The 20,509-nt window shown below is 63.3% G+C and carries 18 protein-coding genes and 1 pseudogene; 10 read left to right on the top strand and 9 right to left on the bottom strand.

The features are described from left to right. Nucleotides 1-12: 12 nt before the first annotated feature. The 5 genes from CFK21_RS09825 to CFK21_RS09805 form a co-directional block, all read right to left on the bottom strand. Complete coding sequence (locus tag CFK21_RS09825) at nucleotides 13-1,857, bottom strand: V-type ATPase 116kDa subunit family protein (RefSeq protein WP_096366494.1); 1,845 nt, start codon at nucleotides 1,855-1,857, stop codon at nucleotides 13-15. Further along, entirely contained in the window at nucleotides 1,857-2,606 is a 750-nt protein-coding gene (locus CFK21_RS09820; RefSeq protein ID WP_096366493.1) for a hypothetical protein, read from the bottom strand. Before CFK21_RS09820 ends, CFK21_RS09825 begins: the two co-directional genes overlap by 1 nt. Next, on the bottom strand, nucleotides 2,603-2,962 hold the full coding sequence (locus CFK21_RS09815) for a hypothetical protein (RefSeq protein ID WP_096366492.1): 360 nt from the start codon (nucleotides 2,960-2,962) through the stop codon (nucleotides 2,603-2,605). Before CFK21_RS09815 ends, CFK21_RS09820 begins: the two co-directional genes overlap by 4 nt. A gap of 107 nt (nucleotides 2,963-3,069) precedes the next feature. After that, nucleotides 3,070-3,900, bottom strand: coding sequence for a hypothetical protein (locus CFK21_RS09810; RefSeq protein WP_096366491.1), 831 nt, complete (start codon nucleotides 3,898-3,900; stop codon nucleotides 3,070-3,072). A gap of 137 nt (nucleotides 3,901-4,037) precedes the next feature. After that, a complete protein-coding gene (locus CFK21_RS09805) occupies nucleotides 4,038-5,042 on the bottom strand; it encodes a universal stress protein (RefSeq protein WP_197702939.1) in 1,005 nt (334 codons plus the stop codon). A gap of 400 nt (nucleotides 5,043-5,442) precedes the next feature. Here CFK21_RS09805 and CFK21_RS09800 point away from each other — a divergent pair, with 400 nt between their 5' ends. Together CFK21_RS09800 and CFK21_RS09795 are read left to right on the top strand one after the other, a co-directional pair. Then, entirely contained in the window at nucleotides 5,443-6,345 is a 903-nt protein-coding gene (locus tag CFK21_RS09800; protein WP_172844286.1) for a universal stress protein, read from the top strand. A 16-nt stretch (nucleotides 6,346-6,361) separates the two neighbouring features. Beyond that, nucleotides 6,362-7,306 carry a universal stress protein gene (locus CFK21_RS09795; protein ID WP_096366489.1) on the top strand — a complete coding sequence of 315 codons (945 nt, stop codon included), beginning with the start codon at nucleotides 6,362-6,364 and terminating at the stop codon, nucleotides 7,304-7,306. Here the strand turns inward: CFK21_RS09795 and mgtE are convergent. Continuing rightward, the gene (gene mgtE / locus CFK21_RS09790) at nucleotides 7,270-8,613 is read right to left on the bottom strand and encodes a magnesium transporter (protein WP_096366488.1); all 1,344 of its coding nucleotides are present in this window, start codon (nucleotides 8,611-8,613) and stop codon (nucleotides 7,270-7,272) included. The genes CFK21_RS09795 and mgtE overlap by 37 nt on opposite strands. Before the next feature lie 301 nt (nucleotides 8,614-8,914). Then, nucleotides 8,915-10,624, bottom strand: a complete 1,710-nt coding sequence (locus tag CFK21_RS09785) for an HAD family hydrolase (protein ID WP_096366487.1) — start codon at nucleotides 10,622-10,624, stop codon at nucleotides 8,915-8,917. 371 nt (nucleotides 10,625-10,995) lie between these two features. Between CFK21_RS09785 and CFK21_RS09780 the strand changes: the two genes are divergently transcribed. Further along, nucleotides 10,996-11,688: a cytochrome b/b6 domain-containing protein gene (locus CFK21_RS09780; protein ID WP_197702938.1), complete on the top strand. Its 693-nt coding sequence runs from the start codon at nucleotides 10,996-10,998 to the stop codon at nucleotides 11,686-11,688. A gap of 64 nt (nucleotides 11,689-11,752) precedes the next feature. On the opposite strand, the gene CFK21_RS09775 is transcribed toward CFK21_RS09780, so the two are convergent. Next, entirely contained in the window at nucleotides 11,753-12,148 is a 396-nt protein-coding gene (locus CFK21_RS09775) for a hypothetical protein (RefSeq protein ID WP_096366485.1), read from the bottom strand. Between the two features lie 352 nt (nucleotides 12,149-12,500). Between CFK21_RS09775 and CFK21_RS09770 the strand changes: the two are divergent. From CFK21_RS09770 to CFK21_RS09750, 5 genes and pseudogenes are all read left to right on the top strand, one after another. Further along, nucleotides 12,501-12,677: pseudogene (locus CFK21_RS09770) on the top strand (tRNA-binding protein); the annotation flags it as partial. Nucleotides 12,678-12,820: 143 nt separating this feature from the next. After that, nucleotides 12,821-13,801: a GNAT family N-acetyltransferase gene (locus CFK21_RS09765; RefSeq protein WP_231971493.1), complete on the top strand. Its 981-nt coding sequence runs from the start codon at nucleotides 12,821-12,823 to the stop codon at nucleotides 13,799-13,801. 140 nt (nucleotides 13,802-13,941) lie between these two features. Continuing rightward, nucleotides 13,942-15,231 carry a DUF2254 domain-containing protein gene (locus CFK21_RS09760; RefSeq protein ID WP_197702937.1) on the top strand — a complete coding sequence of 430 codons (1,290 nt, stop codon included), beginning with the start codon at nucleotides 13,942-13,944 and terminating at the stop codon, nucleotides 15,229-15,231. A 36-nt stretch (nucleotides 15,232-15,267) separates the two neighbouring features. Beyond that, nucleotides 15,268-16,311: a GNAT family N-acetyltransferase gene (locus tag CFK21_RS09755; protein WP_096366482.1), complete on the top strand. Its 1,044-nt coding sequence runs from the start codon at nucleotides 15,268-15,270 to the stop codon at nucleotides 16,309-16,311. Nucleotides 16,312-16,420: 109 nt separating this feature from the next. Beyond that, on the top strand, nucleotides 16,421-17,158 hold the full coding sequence (locus tag CFK21_RS09750; protein ID WP_096366481.1) for a cytochrome b/b6 domain-containing protein: 738 nt from the start codon (nucleotides 16,421-16,423) through the stop codon (nucleotides 17,156-17,158). Between the two features lie 64 nt (nucleotides 17,159-17,222). Here the strand turns inward: CFK21_RS09750 and CFK21_RS09745 are convergent, their stop codons facing one another. Continuing rightward, entirely contained in the window at nucleotides 17,223-18,122 is a 900-nt protein-coding gene (locus CFK21_RS09745; RefSeq protein WP_096366480.1) for a DMT family transporter, read from the bottom strand. A gap of 427 nt (nucleotides 18,123-18,549) precedes the next feature. Here CFK21_RS09745 and CFK21_RS09740 point away from each other — a divergent pair, with 427 nt between their 5' ends. Both CFK21_RS09740 and fghA read left to right on the top strand, forming a co-directional pair. Next, a complete protein-coding gene (locus CFK21_RS09740) occupies nucleotides 18,550-19,659 on the top strand; it encodes an S-(hydroxymethyl)glutathione dehydrogenase/class III alcohol dehydrogenase (protein ID WP_096366479.1) in 1,110 nt (369 codons plus the stop codon). 10 nt (nucleotides 19,660-19,669) lie between these two features. Then, nucleotides 19,670-20,506: an S-formylglutathione hydrolase gene (gene fghA / locus CFK21_RS09735; protein ID WP_096366478.1), complete on the top strand. Its 837-nt coding sequence runs from the start codon at nucleotides 19,670-19,672 to the stop codon at nucleotides 20,504-20,506. Nucleotides 20,507-20,509: the final 3 nt, after the last annotated feature.

Below are 20,509 nucleotides of genomic sequence, written 5' to 3'. Positions count from 1 at the left end.
GCTGCCACCGGTTCATCCGGCCGGGGCATTACCATAACCCGGCGCCGGCAGCGGCACGAAGCCCCGCCCGGTGCTGCGCAGGAACCGGATGAAGAATTCGAACAGCACCAGACGCGTGGTCTGGATCGAGACCACCAGTCCCTCCAGCACCAGGATCAGCAGGTTGCCCAGCAGGAATACCAGTGCCGTGCCGATGACCGAGCCGGTGATGCCCATCAGCGCCATCACCGCCTGCGACAGGGCGGCATGGGCCAGGGCGAAGGCGCCGACGCGGGCGAAGGACAAAGTATTGATGATCAGCTGGAACAGCGATTCCACCAGTTCGGCCAGCGCCAGCAGCGCGGCGCGCAGCGGCCGCGCCGGCGCCAGCCGGGCATGGCCGGCCAGATAGGCGGCGAGCCCGCCGAGCAGCAGCACCTGGGCCAGCGGCGGCGCGATGAACAGCAGCAGCAGACCCAGATACAGCAGGATCACCGGCGCCTGGCCCAGCCACCAGCGCCGCCGCTGGCCGGCCCAGTTCGCCTGCAATCCGGCCAGCACCAGTCCGATGAGCAGCAGCAGCGCGCCCCCGGCCAGCGGAATACCCAGGAGCAGCAGCGGGTGCTGCATCGGATGCAGCCACAGTGCCGGGATCAGACCCTCGATGCTGAACACACTGCCGTAGAGCAGGCCGAAGATCATGGCACTGATTCCTGCCGGGATGAGAATGGTCAGCTGCGGCACGCGGCGACGCAGCAGTACCCCGGCCAGCAGGATCACCAGTCCCTGACCCACGTCACCGAACATATAACCGAACAGTAGCGGGACCACCCAGGCCAGCAGGGCAGTGGGATCGAACTCGTCACGCCCGGGCATGCCCAGCAGACGCGGGAACAGTTCGAAGGCGCGGTTCCAGCCTGTGTGGCGCAATGTCAGCGGCGGCTCCATGCCCTCTGGCGGCGGGGTGAAGTGCACCAGGCCGCGTGCGCCCTCATCTGCCAGTGCCTGCTGCAGTTTCCCGGCGGAGCCGGCGATGGTCCAGCCGTGTACCCAGGCGAGGTGGTCGGATTCCAGGTGGTATTCGATATGCTGCATGAACCAGTTCAGCCGGGCGATATCGCCCAACGCGGTGTGCAGCCCGGCGCTGGCGTGCGAGGCCTCCAGTGCGGCCTGCAGTCGGCGCAGCTCCTGTTGTGTCTGATCCAGCCGGTGCTCGAGCGCGGCGATGGCCTGCGGCGGCCGGCCGCTCAGCCAGTCGGGCAGGCTGAGCTGCATCACCTCGGTCTGCAGCAGCTGGTTGTCGAGTTGCGCCATACGTTCGCGGCCGCCGATCACCAGCCGGTACAGGTCCGGCTCGACCGGGGCATTGAGCAGCAGCAGGTCGTCGCTGTTGAAATCGACGTCACATTCCGGCGGGCACAGCACCAGCCGGTAGTCCAGCCAGGGACCGATGCGGTGCAGCGCGCCCAAGTCGAATGTCTGATCGAGTGTGGCGGCGCCCTCGAGATGCTTCAGCCAGACCAGCAGGTGGCGATACCGGGTCTGCTCGCGCAGGCGCACCTCCAGGGTGTGGATCAGACGGTCGTTGTCCTCGCGCCAGCTGCGCAGCTGTTCCAGGGCGCGGGCATAGGTCGTGGCCGGGCGGCCGTGGTGGGTGCCGGGGCGGATGTCACTGTCCGGCCAGTAGCCGCCGTCGCGCTGCCGCAGTTCGTGGTACTGCTGGTACAGCCCCTGCAGGTCGCGCAGCGAGGCTTCGGCGCGCGCGGGCACGCCGGGTTCGAGCTGGATCAGCCCGGTGCGGGCAAGCTGCTCCATGGCGTGCGTCATGTCATCGCGCGCCACCAGTGCCTCGAACCAGTGAGCGGGCACCGGACGCATCAGGCCGCCTCTCCGTGAACGAACAGCAGCCGGTCGATCAGCAGCCGGCGCAACCCGGTCAGGTCCAGCGCCTGTATGGCCAGATAGGCGAAGGGCGCGACCGGTGTGAACGGATGCTGATGCAGCGGTCGCAGCAGCAGCATCGAGGCAGCGGCCGGATCCTGTTCGCCGAGGCTGACGGCGGAATGCGCCAGGTGCAGACGCCGGCCGACATCAGTCAGGCGGCGCTGCAATGTGCGGTCGGGGCCGGGCCAGAGGCCGAGCCAGTGCTCGTACCAGGCGCTGTAGAGATTCTCGCCCGTGCCGAGCGCCGGCAGCAGCGGGGCGAAGTCGGTCTCGTGCAGGTGCTTCAGTGCGGCCTCGTCCTCGTGACCGGCCAGCGGTTCCAGCGGCGTGGGTGCCAGCCGCAGCAGTTCGCCGGTGCCGAGCGCCGTCTGCTGCCGGCGCAGGGTGTCGAGCCAGGTCAGGATGCGGGTCCAGCGAATGGCCGCGCGCCAGGGGCGGGGATACCAGCGGGCGATCTCTTCGGTCTGCTCGCCGGCCCGCAGCTTGAGCTGCTGCTCGGCCAGTTCGGCGGAACTGCCGCTGTCCAGGCCGCGTACCCAGCCCGCGGCAGAGGTCTGCAGCAGGCTGTCGATCAGGTGCTGGGCATCGCGCACGCTGCCCAGGCGCTGCCAGTCGCGTTCGTCCAGGCGCCGGCCGAGCCGGGCCTGCAGCCGCACGCCGGGAAAGATGCAGGGATTGGTCACGGCGGCGGTTTCTCCGCCTCGCCCATGATGAGCTCCATGGCCAGCCGCTGGGCGGCCTGCTCCAGCCGCTGCTCATCCGGCTGCAGCCGCGCCAGCCGCTCCATCAGCGCTTCGTGGCGTTCCCGGCGCAGGGCATCCAGCTCGTGCCGGCTCGTCGCCAGGCACAGGCGGTGGACCCGGGTGATGCGGTGATCGGTGCGCTGACGGACGCGTGCCGCATGCAGACGGGCCTGCTTGAGTTGCTGGGCGGCCTCCTCGCGACACTGCTCGACCTGCGCCCGGGCCTCGCGCTCGGCCGCCAGTACCTGGGTGATGGCCTGATCGGCAGGGGCGTTGTTATTGGTATCAGATTCCATAACGGCTGATCATCTTCACATTCCCCTATCCCCTCGCGGGAGTACCCACAGGGCATAAAAGGGCAGGGTGAGGGGGCATTACTGCGACCAGCCCTCAATAGCAGACTCTACTCCCCCTCCAGAACATCCACCTTGATCCAGATCGGATTCGCTTCATGTTCCTTGCTCTCGGTACGATGCACAACCCCCGAACCGCGGCGCTCGACCGACGCCGTCCGCCCGCCCAGTTCCAGCCACTGCCCGACCGGCCCGCGCACCGTGGTCACGAGCGCCTCGGACTCCACCAGCCCGCCCCCACGCGGGCTCAGCGCCTCCTGCTTCGGACTGGCCGTGACCGTGACCTGATCGCCATTGATCCGGGCCAGGGCATAGAAGCCGGATTCCAGCTGCCGGTACTCGACGGTGTTGCTGATCACCTCGCGCCCGTTGATGATGTACACTTGGCTGCCAACACTCGGGAAGGCCAGCCCCTCGGCGATGTAGGCCGGTTCGCCCTCCAGGGCGCTCACCCTGTGCGTATCACGCTCGTGTGACCGGGTCTCGGTGCGCTGGATGGTGACCCTGCCCCTGAGCGCGGTCCCGTCCCCGTCAACACGGACCCCTGCGCCTGATCGCCGGTTGTCCCGTTCGATCTCCGCCACCGACGCCCGCCGCACACTGATCCGCAGCCGCGCCGGCGCCGCGTCCAGCTGCGCGATCAGCCCCTTCAGTTCCTTCACCCGCTCCGCCCGCGCCCGCAGGATGAGCTGAAAACCCTGCCCGGTCAGCGCCTCGCCGGCCTCCAGATGCGGATGCAGCAGCGGGATGATCTGTTCGGCCGGGCGGTTGTGCAGGGAGATCGATTCGAGCTCAGCGGCAGCGAAAGCGGGCGCGGTCCAGGCCAGCCAGAGCGGCAGGAGCAGGCAGAGAAGGCAGGCGAGACGGTGATTGAGTGGCATTGTTGATGCAGGCAGATACCTGTCCTCACGGCGGGTGTCGCCAATTCGTGCCAGCATAGCCGTTGTGGCGGGTGCCTGCCAAGTCAGGCCAGCCGCCGCAGGCGGGTGGGGGTTGATAACCAGCCGGACCGGGATAGTCAGTCCTCCGGTATCACCAACGTTTCAAAACCGGGGGGCTTGATGGCGAGTACCGAACAGTCGATCTGATTCAGGATCATCTCGGCCGTGTTGCCCATGATGAAGCCCGGGATGCCGGTGCGGGCCACGGTCCCCATAACTATGACATCGGCCGTAAGCAGTTTGGCCAGCGCCGGGATCTTTTCACGGGCCCAGCCTTTCACCATATGCGTTCTGGGATTGAGGTGCTCCGCCGCCTCCTGGCCAAGCTTGTCGGTGGCTGCGTGCATGAGCTCGTCCAGGCGGGTCCTGTGCCGGCGTCTGGTCCGCTCCACGTAGCTGGTAATTTCCGCCTCCGGGATATGTGTAAAGGCGCCACGCATGGCGCTTTCGCCGACCGCCTGCAAGACATAGACGACATGCAGTTCGGCAAACTCGGATAGTGCCAGTGCAGCTGCCGTTTCAAGGATGTGTTGATTCAGCGCATGCCGTGATTTCTGCTCCGCCGGGGGATAGGCGTCGTCTACATCGACCGCCGCCAGGACCCGCCGGTAGGATTCTTCCGCCTGCGGTTTGACGAGCCAGACCGGGCACGGGCACTCGCGTAACAGGTTCATATCATCACTGCCGAACAATCGGCCCAGCCAGGTCAGCGTTTCGGGAACCTTGATCACCAAGTCGTGTTCCTCGTCTAACACCTGACGAATGCTTTCCAGAAAACGAATACCGGTGCGCACCTTCGTGTTGATCGGCATCCGTTCACGATAAGGATCAATCAACGCTTTCAGCGCCTGTGCGCGATCGGCTGCCATCGCAGCCTGAAGATCAACGGAAAACGGCCCTCCGTCCGGCATGCCGATGCCGACGGTCACGCGATCGATCACGTCGATCACAGTCAGGCGTGCCTGGTTGTTTACGGCCAGCGTGACAGCGCGTTCCACGGCAGCTGTACACTTCTCGTTGACGTCCACTACACAGAGAATATTTTTGAAAGCCGACAATTCATCTGCTCCATCGATCAGCACCGGCCTGATGCCGCCTTGATTTATGCGGCATGTCGATCGAAACCACAAAGCTTCATCCCGATCCGGATCCGTGATGCAGTGGTTTCAATGTTCAACCAGGCGTCTCTAACATCATGAAATGATGATAATAAGGCGGTCTCGCTTTCCTGGCGCAACACCTGCCTCAATCAGTGCAACTGTATAGAAGGGGTGTTGTATGTCAAGCGATTACAGCCGCATGAGTCCTGCTGAACGCAGCCAAGTCAGCAGCACGCGAATCCGTGGAACCGGCGTCCCGGGTGCACGCGGATTTCGGTTGCAAGCGGGTTGTCCGTGCTCGACAGAAGCAGCGGTATATTCAATAATTAAGTCTGCGTACCGTCATGAGCGCTTGAATAAGCAAATCAGACAAGGGGACCCCATGGCCGAGCAGATCAGACAGATTCTGGTTGCGAGCGACCTTTCGCCGAGAGCGAATCGTGCCCTGTCGCGTGGGTGGCGGATCGCCGCGCAGCACGATGCCGTGCTCAGCGTCCTTCATATCGTCGAGCCTGTCGACGGCCCGGGCGTGCCCAGTGCGGCCTGGGAACGGTTGGCGAAAACACCGCAGAAGGCGGTGCAGGTGCTCCGGCAGGAGGCACAGTCCGAGCTGCGCCGTCAGCTCGAGCGTAATCAGGCCCCGGGCCCAGCGTCCGTAGACATCCGGACCCGGGTCGGCGATCCGCTGACGCAGATCCTTGACGAAGTGCGCGAGCGCTCCATCGAACTGGTCGTCATCGGGGCCCACGGCCGACACCTCATGCGTGATCGTCTTCTCGGTACACTGGCAGAGAAGATAGTGGGTAACGGCGCGTGCCCTGTTCTGGTGGTCAGGACGAAACCCGCCTATCGGTATCAACGGGTTTTGGTACCCGTCGATTTCTCCGATACATCGCGCAAGGCGCTGGAGCTTGTCCACCGCCTTGCGCCCCGGGAAAGGCTGCTGATCATGCACGCCGATGCAGCCGCACCTGACGACGGCTCGGTTGCGCACAACGAAGCGAACCATCACTTGCCGGCGACAGCTCAGGAACGTGAACACATTTACGAGCAGAAACTGCGCCGCTTCGCAGATGCCGCGGGTCTCGACCCGGGGGCCGTGGACTTTCTGCTCTGTCGTGGCGACGCGGATACAACGATCGTGCGCGCTGCCACTGACCTGCCTGCGGACCTCATAGCCATCGGCACACGCAGCGCAAGAGGTATCGGCCATCTCATGATCGGCAGCGTTGCAATGCACACCTTGCGTGAGGCCCGGTGCGACGTCCTGGCTGTGCCTCCGTGATGTGCCGGGTGGTGCAATGATTCAGGCGCGGCACATCATCGCCGCTGTGGGTCAGTTCCCGCAGGATGATCCGGTACTGACGCGGGCCGTGGAAATCGCTCGCGCCCACCGGGCAAGGCTCACTGTGGCCCATGTCATCGACAGCCTCACCGGGTTCGATTCTGCCTCCACTGAGCTGATGCGCATCCAGCAGCAGATGCGGATCGAGGCCTACGGACGTGTCGAGGCTGCGGTTGCAGAACAGGCGGCCGGCGTTGACACCATCGATATTCGCATCGAGACCGGATCCCCGTTCCTGCGTCTGATTGACCTGATCGATGAAGGCAATGCCGATCTGGTCGTGATGCGGGCGCATCAGCGCGATTCGGTGGCGGATAAAATCATAGGTTCGACGACGGATCGGGTGATCCGTGCGAGTAACTCGCCGGTGCTGGTGGTCAAACGCCCGGCCACGCGGGCCTATCAGCGTGTTGTGGTGGCCACTGCCACGGCGGATGACTCCGATGCGCTTGTACCGTTCGCGGCCGCGTTGCTTCCGCAGGCCGGACTCTACCTGATCCATGTGGTGCAGATCCCGCCCCAACTCGAAGCGGCGATGCTGCACGCGGGCGTTGGCCAAAGCGTAGCGGCCCATCGCCAGGCCCTGGTGCGCAAGGCGAAAGCCGAGCTGAACGCTGCTTCCAAAAGGCTGGACCCACGCCCGATAAGAGGCATGGCGCGGGTCCTTGCCGGCGATCCGGCGACATCACTGGTACGGGCGACATGGAGCCCGAAGGTGGGCCTGATCGTGCTGGGACCCGGTGGCACGGGCAGGATCCGCCGGGCGCTGCTCGGCAGCGTCACCCAGCGGGTCTTGAACAATGCAGCCTGCGATGTCCTGATCTGTCGCACACTGGACGGTACAGGGCCCGGGGATAGCCCGGATCAGGGGCCCAGTATCGATGTCGCAAGCGAGAAATAGATCAGCACGCCGACCACATCCGATATCGTTGTGATCAGCGGCGCGCTGGCGGTCGCGGGGTCGAGGCGCAGCCGGCTGAGCAGAAACGGAAGCGACATCCCCACCAAGCTCCCGACGATGACGACCAGCATCATCGTCAGGCTCACTACAAGCGCGATGTCGGAGCCGCCACGCAGCAACCCGATCGGCGAGACAATGAGCGCCATGGTCGCCCCCAGCGCCGTCGCGATCGTCAACTCGCGTAGAATCAGGTCGCGCCAGTCTTTCAATGCCGCGTCGCCCGTGGCCAGCGCGCGCACCATCAGGGTGGCCGCCTGAGACCCGGCATTGCCGCCGCTGTCGATTAGCAGCGGAAGAAAGAATACAAGTGCCACATAGGCCAGGATCGTCTCCTCGAAGAACGCGATCCCCGCGCCCGAAAACAGGTTGCCGAATACCAGCAGCGCAAGCCAGAAGATCCGCTTTTTATAAAGTACACTCTTGCCGGCCTCGCGTATACTCTGCGAAAACGGGATGACCGTGGCGATCTTCTGAAAATCCTCCGTGGTCTCACGCTGCATCACATCTTCCGCGTCGTCGCGCGTGATGATTCCGACCAGTCTGCCATGCTCATCGATTACCGGCAGTGCCGTCAGATCATAGCGTGCGATCAACCGGGCGACTTCCTCCTGATCCGTGTCCAGCGTGACAGCCATTGGATCCGGGTCCATGATTTCGGCGATCAACGTATCGGTGCCAGCCAGGATCAATTCCACCAGTCGAACCGAGCCGATCAGCCGGCGGTCGGCGTCGAGGACATAGGACCGGTAGATGGTTTCCTTCTCGGGCGCCTCACGCCGCAGCACCTCGATCGCTTCATGCGCCGACATGGATGTGGCCAGCGTCGCATAGTCCGAGGTCATTATTGCACCAGCGGTTTCTTCGGCATAGGTCGACAGGCGCCGGATATCCTCGCGCTCCTCCTGCGCAAGATCGCGCAGCAGCCGCTGCTGTTCTTCTGGTTTTAGATGGTTGAACAGGTCGACGCGGTCGTCGGCTTCCATCCGGGTGACGATTTCCGCCAATTCCCGGCGACCCAGCCGTCGGGCGAGCGCTGCCTGAACGTCGAGCGAAAGATAGCTGAAGGTTTCGGCCTGCCGGGGCTGCGCCAGTGCCAGAATCTGCTCCTGCGCCAGGTCTTGCGGAAGCTCCGCAAGCCAGGCGGCCAGATCGACCGCATGCGCCGTCTGGACGAAATGGCGGATGGTCTCGTTCGAGGCATCTTCCGGGGGCATCGTAGCGCCCGGGCTTGTTTCATTCTTTCTCATCGTGCTGGCTCTCCGACCAAATCATGGGTGTTCAATCCATCATCCCAGGACGGGGCGCTCCGGGCCATGCAGGCGCTTCGAGTTCCTGGATATCGGCGGCTTCGAAAACGGTTTCCTTCAGGTGAATTCCGGCAGCGGCTGCGTGGATTCGCCCGCGACAGACCGAAGGCCCTTGCGGCGAAGGCCACCCACCGACCCGGCGGACTCGCGCACACCGGCAGAATGCTGAGAGGGTTCAGGGTTTTCTGCGCGTCCATGCCCGCAACGAGGGCGCACACGCTGACATCCATATGCGGCCGCGTTATTCGGGCAGTGTGTAGCGGGCATTGATCAACTCCCGGATCATCTGTCGTGTCTGCCAGGGCGCGAGGTCGGCACGCCGCTCGATGCGCCCTGTCTCGTCAGCGAGATAATCATCCTTGATCACGTGGCGGAACCAACGCGAATAATCGCCGCGGCGGAGATGAAACATCCAGGTTGACTCGTCGATGCCCTCGCCGATCTGGGAAAAGACATGGAGGTTCTGCGCCTTCAGGTTATGATGATTGTCCGGGCCGCGGAAATAGAAGCTGTGCCAGCGCAGATTGCCTTCCGCATACTTGCGGTGGTGGCGGATGCGCTCGGCCCGCCCACGTTGTGGCTGCATCGAAAACGGCGGCTGTCCGTCCCGGAGGTACCAGACGACGACGTAATCCGGTTGATAGGACAAGCCCTCGGGCCAGGCCAGCGGCTGGTTCGTTGCGGTGGCGAACTCCCCAAGGGTCTTTTCCGGTGAATGCCCGATGGCCACAACCACGTCGATCGGTGCGAGGATGGCCGGGGCCACCTGGTCGGGATGCACGGTGACCAGGATGGTCTCGTGGAGTTGTTGCGGCAGCACGGAGGCGGCGTGACCCCAGGTGCTGGGCAGCATGTGGTGCGCCTCGTCCACGAGCAGCCAGTGTGGCCGTCCGGTGCGGGCGCGCATGGCCTGCAGGTTGGGTATGAGTTGGGCGAAGAAATCCGGCCGATCGCCCAATGCGATGCCAAGCAGGTTGACGCTGACATTGACCCTGGCGTCTTCGAGTATCGACACCACCTCGGCCACACTCGGTGCACGCCACTGGTTGCCGAGCGCCACCACGTCGCGCAGCGTTCCGTAATCACCCTCCGGGTCGACGATACAAACCTGGTAATCCTTTTCGATGAGGCGCTCGACGACGCCGGCGGCGAGGGTGGATTTGCCGCTGCCGGAAGGCCCGGCAACCAGTATGTTGTGATCGTAAGGTGGAAGTTGCACCGTGGTTGCATCCGAGCGTTTGCCGAACAGGACCAGATGTTGTGGCAGCGTGCCGGTCACCCGGTCCAGATCGTCAGTGATCAATTCATCGATCAGCTCGATAACCCCGTTCCCGTTCTCGGCCGTGGTGACGAAGGTGGCAATCGCCTTGATGGACGGTGCCGCGTTGGCCACTGCCACGGCGCACTCACAGCGCTCCAGGAAGGAGTGATCGTTCTCCGCGTCACCGACTCCCACCACTTCGTGGCGCGAAAGCCCCAGTTCACGCAGTGCGTACTCGAGCCCCGTCGCCTTGTTGACACCTGCCGGGAGCACCATCACCGCACCGCGATTACCGATCACCTGGGCTTCGAGACCGAGTTCCCAGATGAGGTCCTGGACCACCGTGCGGTGCGGCGCCTGTGTCGCCACCAGGACCTGTCCGACCTCAAGCGGCTCGACCCCATGCCTCTGCAGGCCCTGTATCAGCAGCTTGGATGGGGAAGGGGCAAGCTGCGTCTCTTCGCGGCTGTGCGGGTCGTAGACGATGCCGCCGTTCTCTGCTACCACGAGGTCGAACAACCGTGCGCAGGGACAGACCGCAAGCAGATCGTCAAGCCGTCGACCGGTAACCAGAATCGCCCGCCTGCCGGAAACCCTCAGGCGCTCCAGGGCCTGCGCGACAGGCTCCGATACCCTGTCATCTGAAACCAGTGTCCCGTCGTAGTCCGTTACAAGTGCAAGGTAACGCATATCACCTATCCATCTTTTGCCTGACCAGCATCCAGTCGTGCAGGCTGAAGTATAGGTTGAGGGAGATCAAGATGCACCGAGGATATTTCTGCTCCAGTGGTCCATGCGGGAAGTTCGGTAATGCTCAGCCGGCCCACAAGCCGGTCGGGCCCCGATCGGCAGCCATGTGGCTGATTTTCCCTGGATCCCGCCGACGCCGGGATGACGCAAAGGAAATCAATCCGGCTTTTCCTGATACTGATTCTTCACTGATACAATTTTTCAGTTTGAATTCAGCTGATGGCGGTATCTTGTCAGCCGAATCCGTAGACCGGGGCGAAACACCGATGGCGCAACCTGAAACTAAAACATATCGCGTATGGGATCGCTCCGTGCGCGTCTTCCACTGGGTCAATTTCTCCGCCGTGTTGCTGCTCCTGACCATCGGCCTGATCATCTACAACAACAAGGCGCTGGGCATTTCCGCCGAGGCCAAGGTCTTCCTCAAAACCTTCCATGTTTGGGTCGGCTACGTGTTGGCCCTGAATCTGGCATGGCGCTACCTGTGGGGGTTCGTCGGCAGCCGGTACGGGCGCTGGGCTACTGTCCTGTCCTTCGGACGCGGTTATTTCAGCGAACTGGGCGCGTATCTGCGCAGCCTGGTCAGCGCTGAGCCGCGTCGCTACCTGGGGCACAATCCGCTCGGCCGCCTGATGGTACTGGTGCTGTTCGTACTGCTGACTGTGCAGGCCGCGACGGGTCTGGTACTGGCCGGCACCGACATCTACTATCCGCCGCTCGGCGGCTGGATCGCCGGCTGGGTCGCCGCGACCGGCGTGGATCCGGCGACGCTGGTCCCGGGCGACAAGGCGCTGGTCGATCCGGCGGCCTGGGAGGCGATGCGCGGCTTCCGCAAGCCCTACATCACGCTGCATAAGTGGGTCTTTTTCGTGCTCAGCGGTGCAGCGCTGCTGCATGTCCTTGCCGTGGTGGTCCTCGAGATCCGGAGTCGCAGCGGCCTGGTCTCGGCCATGATCCACGGCTACAAGACGCCGGACCGGAAACCGGAGGATCGGCCTGAATGATCGCCAAGGCAGTGGGTTGCGTGACAGCAGCCTGAAGTCAGGGCGCCCGCACCCTGATTTCCGCTCAGCTGAGGCGTTGGTGAACGCCCTGAGCCAGCACCACACCAGCGACCGCAATCACCAACCCGGTGATATCGGTCGCGAACAGGTGACCCCAGAATGCGATCCAGGTCATCAGCATGGTGCCCGGCGGTCCCAGATAGAACAGGCTGGCGACGCGCATAGCGTCAATTCGTGCCAGCAGCAGCCACATCAGGCCATAGCCGTCCAGGGATACCGCGAGGATGAGCTGGGCCATGGTGGCAAGGAACCCGGGACTCCAATGGGACGCCAGTACCTCCCGACGACGCTGCTGCAGGCTGGCCAGCGTAATGGCCGCCATCGAGCCGAACTGGATGAGATAGCCGAAGATGGAGCCGCTGTCGTCCCAGTTGCTGCGGGCGCAGACGGTGAACGCCACGCCGCAGAACCCTCAGTACCAGTCCTGTCCATTGTCGCGCACTCGCGGTTTCTCCGGCCATCCACCCTGAGAAGGTGCCCGTTGCCAGCGGCTGCAGGGCGAGCACCAGTGCCAGCACCAGGCTCAGGGCGGCGTAGCGCCAGAGCAGCAGGGTGAAGGTGCCGGCGTCGGGCAGGCCGTGTTCGGCCCCTTATTCATCTCGTTAGAACTCACGAGACCAGAAATCGGGGCGCTGGATAATACTAATGCGGCGCGGTAGCATTGGCGTTATGATCAAATCGTTCAAGGGCAAGGAGGCTGAGAAAATTCGTCAGGGCCGCTATTCGAAGCGGATTACCAAAGACATTCAACTCTCTACAGTAAAGATGAGCTGATGGGGAAAAAGCTAATTGGAGTCGTCAACTTTCCACCGAAGCAAATCGGTCCCATCAAGTCTGAATGTCTGATAACAGGATTTTACAATTCACAAGGAGAAGTTGTTTTGGCTGTACCCGATAAGGAGGTTGATAATGGTACCAGCTTGGTCTAACCCGGCGCTCAACCCGGCCGCCTTTTCGTTGTAATGAAGGGGTCGGCACTCTTTTCCTGAATCCCGGAACTTCTCTATCGCCAGCCTTGTTGATGAACTTCATATGTTACTCCGACTGGAGTGAACTTCCGGAAAGTGCCAATGTGCTCTTCGCACAGGGCGAGCAGGACAGTATCTTTTTCTCCCGCCCCTGGTTCGAGAACCTGGCGGCCACCGCGCTTGATCAGGGTCAGACCCTGGTGCTGGCCTGCGTGGTGGCGGGCGGTGCGGTGCTGGCGATCCTGCCCCTGAAGCGCTGCGCCGGAAATACCTGGTACTCTCTCAGGCACCGCTATACTCCGCTTTACAGTCTGTTGCTCGCGGATGATGATCAGTCGGAGGTCCTCGCCTGCCTCGCCGAAGGTCTGAGTCGGCTGCCGCTGCAGGCATTGCTGCTGGAGCCGGTTGCTGACAATGACAGCAGGATAAATGGTCTGCAACGGGCGCTGGAGGCGGCCGGATACAGCTGTGATCGCAGCTTTCGCCTGTACAACTGGATTCATCGTGTGCAGGGGCGGTCTCATGCGGACTATATGGCGGCCCGACCCGCCAGGCTGGGCAACACCATCGCCCGCAAGCGGCGCAAGCTCGAGCGTGAACACGGCTGCGCGATCCGTCTGTTCGCTGGAGACGCGGTGCCGCCGGCGCTGGCCGCTTACCATGCGGTCTACACAGCCAGCTGGAAGGCAAATGAGCAGTACGCGGGATTCCTGGACGGCATGGTGGCGGGCTTTTCGCGACCGGGCTGGACCAGACTGGGGGTTCTCTATGCCAAGGGGAAGCCGGTTGCCGCGCAGCTCTGGTTCGTGCTGCATGGCAAGGCGAGTATCTTCAGGCTGGCATATGACGAGGCATGGCGGCGCTATTCGCCGGGTTCGATACTCACCAGTTTCCTGATGGAGTACGTGATCGATGCCGACGGGGTGGAAGAGGTCGACTTTCTGACGGGAAACGACGCCTACAAGCAGGACTGGATGTCGGAGCGCAGGGAGCGTTTCGCGTTGGGCTGCGTGAAACAAGCCAAGCTGCCCGGACGGTATGGGCTGTTGATTGAATCGATGAAGCGTATGCTGAAAGGGCGGTAGGCAACTGTTTCAGCGCCGCATTTGCGGGCCCGATGAACGGGTGTTCGGGACGCGCATTCCTGTATGCAGAACCGGATTCGCGCCATCATTGTAGCCTGATTCGCCGTCGCGGGTTTCTGTGTATCTGAAGGGACGCTGAAATGACTGTGAACGGTATGGTGAGTCGGGCCAGGTTCATCTTTGTGCAACTGCAGGAGCGTTTGTGGGTCAAGCCGCTGATGGTCGGGTTGCTGTCCATTGCGGCGGCGCTGGCCGCCTCGAAGGCCGACAGCTATACCCGGCTGGCGACTGTGTTGCCACGTGTCTCGGCCGAATCCGTTGAATCGCTGCTTTCCATCATGGCCTCCAGCATGCTGGTCATCGCTACTTTCGCAGTCGCGTCGATGGTCTCAGCCTACGCCTCGGCCAGTACCACGGCATCGCCGCGCTCCTTCGCCCTGGTCATCGCCGATGACATCTCTCAACGGGCGCTTTCCACTTTCATCGGTGCCTTCATCTTCAGTATTGTGGGTCTGACGGCAGCCAAGAACGGTTTTTTCGGGGGGGCGGGAATTTTTGTGTTGTTCCTGTTCACGGCTTTCGTGTTCGGACTGGTGATTCTGACCTTTGTCTACTGGGTGGACCGCATCGCAAGGCTGGGCCGATTGGGCAATACGGTCGATCAGGTGGAGGAGGCGACCGTCAATGCGCTCGGGCAGCGCCGGATTGCGCCGACGCTTTGCGCCGTTCAGGACGACCCGGAAAACGACTCGGGCGTGGCTGTTACCGCCGAGTCGGCGGGGTATGTGCAGCGAATCGATGTCGCCAGCCTGCAGGAATTCGCTGAACAGATTGACGGGAAGGTTCGGGTGGTGGTGCTGCCCGGTTCCTTCGTCAGCCCGGAACGGGTGCTGGCCTATGTGATGGCTGATGCAGATGCGAAGGACTGGGAGCCGCACGTGGTTGCTGCTGCGTTCAAGATCGATAAGCAACGCACCTACTACGAGGATCCGCGCTACGGGCTGGTGGTGCTTTCCCAGATTGCCGCCCGCGCACTGTCGCCTGCGGTGAATGACCCGGGCACTGCGATCGATGTCTGCGGTACACTGGTCCGGCTGTTCCTGTTCTGGTCCGCTCCCCTGGATGAGGGTGAGACTGCCGAGATCCTGTACGACCGGATAATGGTGCCCGAACTTTCGGTCGAGGATATGTTCGACGATGCCTTTATTGCGATAGAACGTGATGGGTGTGCTTCTCTGGAGGTGGCGATCCGGGTGCAGAAGGCGATGGCGACGCTGGCAGCGGCGGGGCATGCGGTGATGCGCCAGGCCGCACTGCGGCATTCGGCCCGGGCACTGGTTTATGCCCGGAAGGGACTTCTGCTGGATGAGGATGTTGCAGCAGTACAGGCATTGGCTGTGGCAGAAACAGCGGACACAGAGAAGGGGTGATCGGAGGCGCCGCCGCCGTTTCTGCCGGGCTTGTTGATGAAGTTCGTTTGCTATACCGACTGGAACCAACTGCCGGAGAGTGCCGATGCGCTTTTCAGGCAGGGGGAAATGAACAGTGTTTTTCTCTCCCGCCCGTGGTTTGAGGCACTGACTGCCTCTGCCCTTGATGATGATCAGGCTTTGGTGTTGGCCTGCGTGGTGGCAGAAGATGACGTGCTGGCGATCCTGCCGCTTATGCGGCGGGCCGGACATGCCTGGTATGCCCTCAGGCACCGATACACCTCGCTTTACAGTTTTCTGCTTGCGGAGAATGATCAACAGCGGATCCTCGAATGCCTGGCAGAAGGTTTGAGCCGGCTGTCGATCCGTGCCTTGCTCCTGGAGCCGGTTGCCGACGATGATGACAGAATGCGCGGCTTGCAACGGAGCCTGGAATCGGTCGGATTCAGTTGTGATTATGATTTTCGCCTGTACAGCTGGATTTATCGTGTACAGGGGGAATCGTATGAAGACTACATGGCGGCCCGTCCTGGGAGGTTGCGCAATACCATTGCCCGCAAGAAACGCAAGCTCGAACGCGAGCACGGCTATGAAATTCGCCTGTTTGCCGGGCTGGAGGTGCCGCAGGCAATGCCCGACTATCACGCAGTTTATACGGCCAGCTGGAAGGCGAATGAACAATATGCGGATTTTCTTGACGGTGTTGTGGCCGGGATTTCGAGGTCGGGCTGGTCGCGGCTGGCAGTTCTTTATGTTCAGGCCAAGCCTGTCGCGGCTCAACTCTGGTTTGTGCTCCACGGCAAGGCGAACATCTTCAGGCTGGCGTATGATGAGGCGTGGAGGCAGTATTCGCCGGGATCGATACTCACCAGTTTTATGATGGAATACGTGATCGATGCCGAAGCGGTGGATGAGATCGATTTTCTGACCGGCAATGACGCTTACAAGCAGGACTGGATGTCTGAGCGCAGGGAACGATTCGTATTGGGCTGTGTGAAAGGGGTTGAGCCTGAAGGCATGCATGAACGGTTGGCTGGATCGCTGAAACGTATGCTGAAACGACTGCAAGGGGGGCGTTGATTGATCCGTCATTCCGGTGTCAGCCCTCAGTCCTCAGCTGTCTGCTTTCAGTTTGAATTCAGCTGAAGGCGGTATCCTGTTTCCAGATCCGTAAACCGAGGCGAACATAATGACACAGTCAGAAAACGAGACCTACCGCGTCTGGGACCGCTCCGTGCGCGTGTTCCACTGGGTCAACTTCACCAGCGTGCTGCTGCTCCTGGCCATCGGCCTGATCATCTACAACGGCAAGGCGCTGGGTATTTCCGCCGAGGCCAAGGTATTTCTCAAAACCTTCCATGTGTGGGTCGGCTACGTGATGGTGCTGAATCTCCTCTGGCGCTATCTGTGGGGATTCGTCGGCAGCCGTTATGCGCGCTGGGGTGCTGTCCTGCCCTTCGGGCGCGGCTATTTCAGCGAACTCGGGGCATATCTGCGCAGTCTGGCCGGCGGTGAGCCGCGTCGCTATCTGGGGCATAATCCGCTCGGTCGCCTGATGGTGCTGGTGCTGTTCGTGCTGTTGACGGTGCAGGGCGTGACGGGGCTGGTACTGGCCGGAACCGATATTTATTATCCGCCGCTCGGCGGCTGGATCGCCGGCTGGGTCGCCGCAGCGGGTGTGGACCCGGCGACGCTGGTGCCGGGCGACAAGACGCTGGTCGATCCGGCGGCCTGGGAGGCGATGCGCGCCTTCCGTAAGCCCTACATCACGCTGCATGAATGGGTCTTCTTCGTGCTCAGCGGTGCGGCAGTCCTGCATATCCTGGCGGTGGTGGCGGCGGAGATCAAAGAGCGCAGCGGCCTGGTCTCGGCCATGATCCACGGCTACAAGACGCCGGACCGGGAACCGGAGGATCGGTCTGAGTAATCACCCGGGCATGGGGTTCCGTGCGGCGATATGAAGCCGGGGCATCTGCGCCCCCGACTTCAGCTCAACCGGGGCGTCGGCGAACGCCCTGAACCAGCACCACACCCACGGCCGCAATCATCAGACCGGCGATATCGGTCCCGAGCAAACGATCCCCGAACGCGATCCAGGCCATCAGCATGGTGACCGGCGGGCCCAGGTAGAACAGGCTGGCGACGCGTACCGCGTCAATCCGTGCCAGCAGCAGCCACATCAGGCCATAGGCGCCGAGGGAGACGGCGAAGATGAGCCAGGCCATGGTGGCCAGGAATCGCGGCGTCCAGTGGGTCGCCAGCTGTTCCACGGCCACGGCGGGCAGGGCGAGCGCCAGGGCTGTTGCCAGGCTCTGGTAGAACAGGGTCAGGTCCAGCGGCATGACCACTCTGCCCAGTACCTCCCGCCGGCGCTGCAGCAGGCTGGCCAGGGTAATGGCCGCCACCGAGCCGAGCGGGATGAGGTAGCCGAATACGGAGCCGCTGTCGTTCCAGTCGATGCGGGCGCCGACGGCGACCGCCACCCCGCAGAATCCCAGTATCAGTCCGGCCCATTGCCGGGCACTCGTGCTCTCGCCGGTCATCCGTCCTGAGAAGGCACCGGTGGCCAGCGGCTGCAGGGCGACCACCAGGGCGACGATGCCGGCGGGCACACCCTGTTCCAGTGACAGCAGTACGCAGGCCAGCCAGACGCCGTGGGCCAGCGCGCCCACCAGGGCGGCGTGGCCCGCGGCCTCCATGCCGGGCCATTCCAGGCGCCGGTGCCAGGCCAGAAACAGTGCCAGCGCCAGGGTCAGGGCGGTGTAGCGCCAGAACAGCAGGGTGAAGGTGCCGGCGTCGGGCAGGCCGTATTCGGCGCCGATGAAGCCGGAATTCCAGAGGAAGACGAAGGCGAGGGCAAGGGCGGGGATGGACGTCAGTAAGCTTGGCATCGGCGCTGGCTGTCAGGGGCTGGGTTGGCGGTCTCCACCCGCGATGCGCCGCGGGCGGGAGGCTTATCCGGGATTTCAATCACTGTGGTTGCCAAGGCGGCGCAGAAACCCCGGATACCGGGATCGTCCCGGGCCCTGCATCGTCTTCCCGTTGCGCATGCCACCAGTCGCGCGTACGCCGGTCAGGATGCCCTGCAGGAGAAGCAGCGGAAACACGAAACCTGGGCAGCGCGTCATGATGGTATCTGTCGCATGGATTGCCTGAGGGGATCAGGATACACGATCACCCCGGGGCGGGGACAGGGAGCGTTGCAGTGCCTGCGCACCCGTGACGCCGGGGCCGTACAGGGTTGTCCTGCGGTGTCGAAATCGACGGTGTTTTCTGCAACAATCCGACCTTTGTTTTCCACCATCCGAGGTTGAATCCATGAAAGCACGCGCTGCGGTCGCCTGGGCACCCAGACAGCCCCTGTCCATCGAGGAAATCGACGTCGAGGGGCCGAAGGAGGGGGAGGTCCTGCTCAAGGTGGTGGCCTCCGGGGTCTGTCACACCGATGCCTTCACCCTGTCGGGCGAGGATCCGGAGGGGGCCTTTCCCTGTGTGCTCGGCCACGAGGGTGGCTGCGAAGTGGTGGAATGCGGCCCGGGCGTGAAGGGGCTCAAGCCCGGCGATCACGTCATACCGCTGTATATCCCTGAATGCGGGGAGTGCGAGTATTGCCGTTCTCCCAAGACCAATCTCTGCCAGTCCATCGCCGCCACCGTCTGGACCGGCTACATGCCCGACCATACCCGGCGCTTCTCGCATAAGGGCAAGCCGATCTATCATTACATGGGCTGCTCCACCTTCTCGGAATATACCGTGGTGCCGGAGATCGCGCTCGCCAAGGTCAATCCCGCCGCGCCGCTGGACAAGGTATGCCTGCTTGGCTGCGGCATCACCACCGGCATCGGCGCCGTGCGCAATACCGCGCAGGTCGAGCCGGGTTCCAGCGTGGCCGTGTTCGGCCTCGGCGGCATCGGCCTGTCGGTGATCCAGGGTGCGGTGATGGCCCAGGCCGACCGTATCATCGCCGTCGACGTCAATCCGGACAAGTTCGAGATGGCCCGCGCCCTGGGGGCCACGGACTGCGTCAACCCGGCCGAGCTGGGCACCACCGTCACCGAGGCGATCGTGGAGATGACGGGCGGCGGGGTGGACTATTCCTTCGAGTGCATCGGCAATGTCGAGGTGATGCGCGAGGCCCTGGAGTGCTGTCACATGGGCTGGGGCGTGTCCACCATCATCGGCGTGGCCGGCGCCGGCCAGGAGATTCATACCCGGCCGTTTCAGCTGGTAACCGGCAGGACCTGGAAGGGATCGGCCTTCGGCGGGGTCAAGGGCCGCAGTCAGCTGCCGGACTATGTCGAGCAGTATCTGAACGGCCGGATCGAAATCGATCGCCTGGTCACCCACACCCTGCCGCTGGAGGAGATCAACACCGCGTTTGATCTGATGCATGCCGGCAAGAGCATCCGCTCGGTCATCATCTTCTGAGGGGCTGACCATGGAACGCATCGAACGCGTGAAGGAGTCAGGCGGCTGGCTGGAACGCTATCGCCACGACTCCACCAGCTGCAACTGCCCGATGACCTTCTCGGTTTACCTGCCGCCGCAGGCGGAGCAGGGCCCGGTGCCCAGCCTGTACTGGCTGTCGGGCCTGACCTGCACCGACGACAACTTCCGGGTCAAGGCCGGCGCCCAGCGCTATGCCGCCGAACTGGGGCTTGCCCTGGTGATTCCGGACACCAGTCCGCGCGGCGAGGAGGTGCCCGACGCGCCGGAGCGTTACGATCTGGGGCAGGGCGCGGGCTTCTACGTCGATGCCACCCGCGCACCCTGGTCGCGCCACTACCGGATGTACCACTACGTCACCCGCGAGCTGCCGGCCCTGGTCGAGGGCGCGCTGCCGCTGGTGCCGGGGCTGCGCAGCATCAGCGGCCACTCCATGGGCGGGCACGGGGCCCTGGTCTGCGCCCTGCGCGAGCCCGGCCTCTACCGCTCCGTCTCCGCCTTCGCCCCCATCTGCCACCCGGTGCGCTGCGGCTGGGGCGAGGGCTGCTTCAGTGCCTACCTGGGCGAGGACCGCCGGGACTGGGAAGCCTATGACGCCACCTGTCTGGTCCGGGCCGGGGCCGAGCCGATCGAGCTGCTGATCGATCAGGGTACGGCCGATGAGTTCCTGGCCGAGCAGCTGCTGCCCGAGGCACTGGAGCAGGCCTGTGCCGAGCGGGATTTTCCGCTCAGGTTGCGGCGCCAGCCGGACTATGATCACAGCTACCATTTCATCGCCAGCTTCATCGGCGAGCACCTTGCCTACCACGCCCGCGCCCTGGGCCGCTGAGGC

Source organism: Thiohalobacter thiocyanaticus (genome assembly GCF_002356355.1).
In the GTDB taxonomy this organism is placed as follows: domain Bacteria; phylum Pseudomonadota; class Gammaproteobacteria; order Thiohalobacterales; family Thiohalobacteraceae; genus Thiohalobacter; species Thiohalobacter thiocyanaticus_A.
This window is presented reverse-complemented; position numbering and strand designations above follow the sequence as displayed.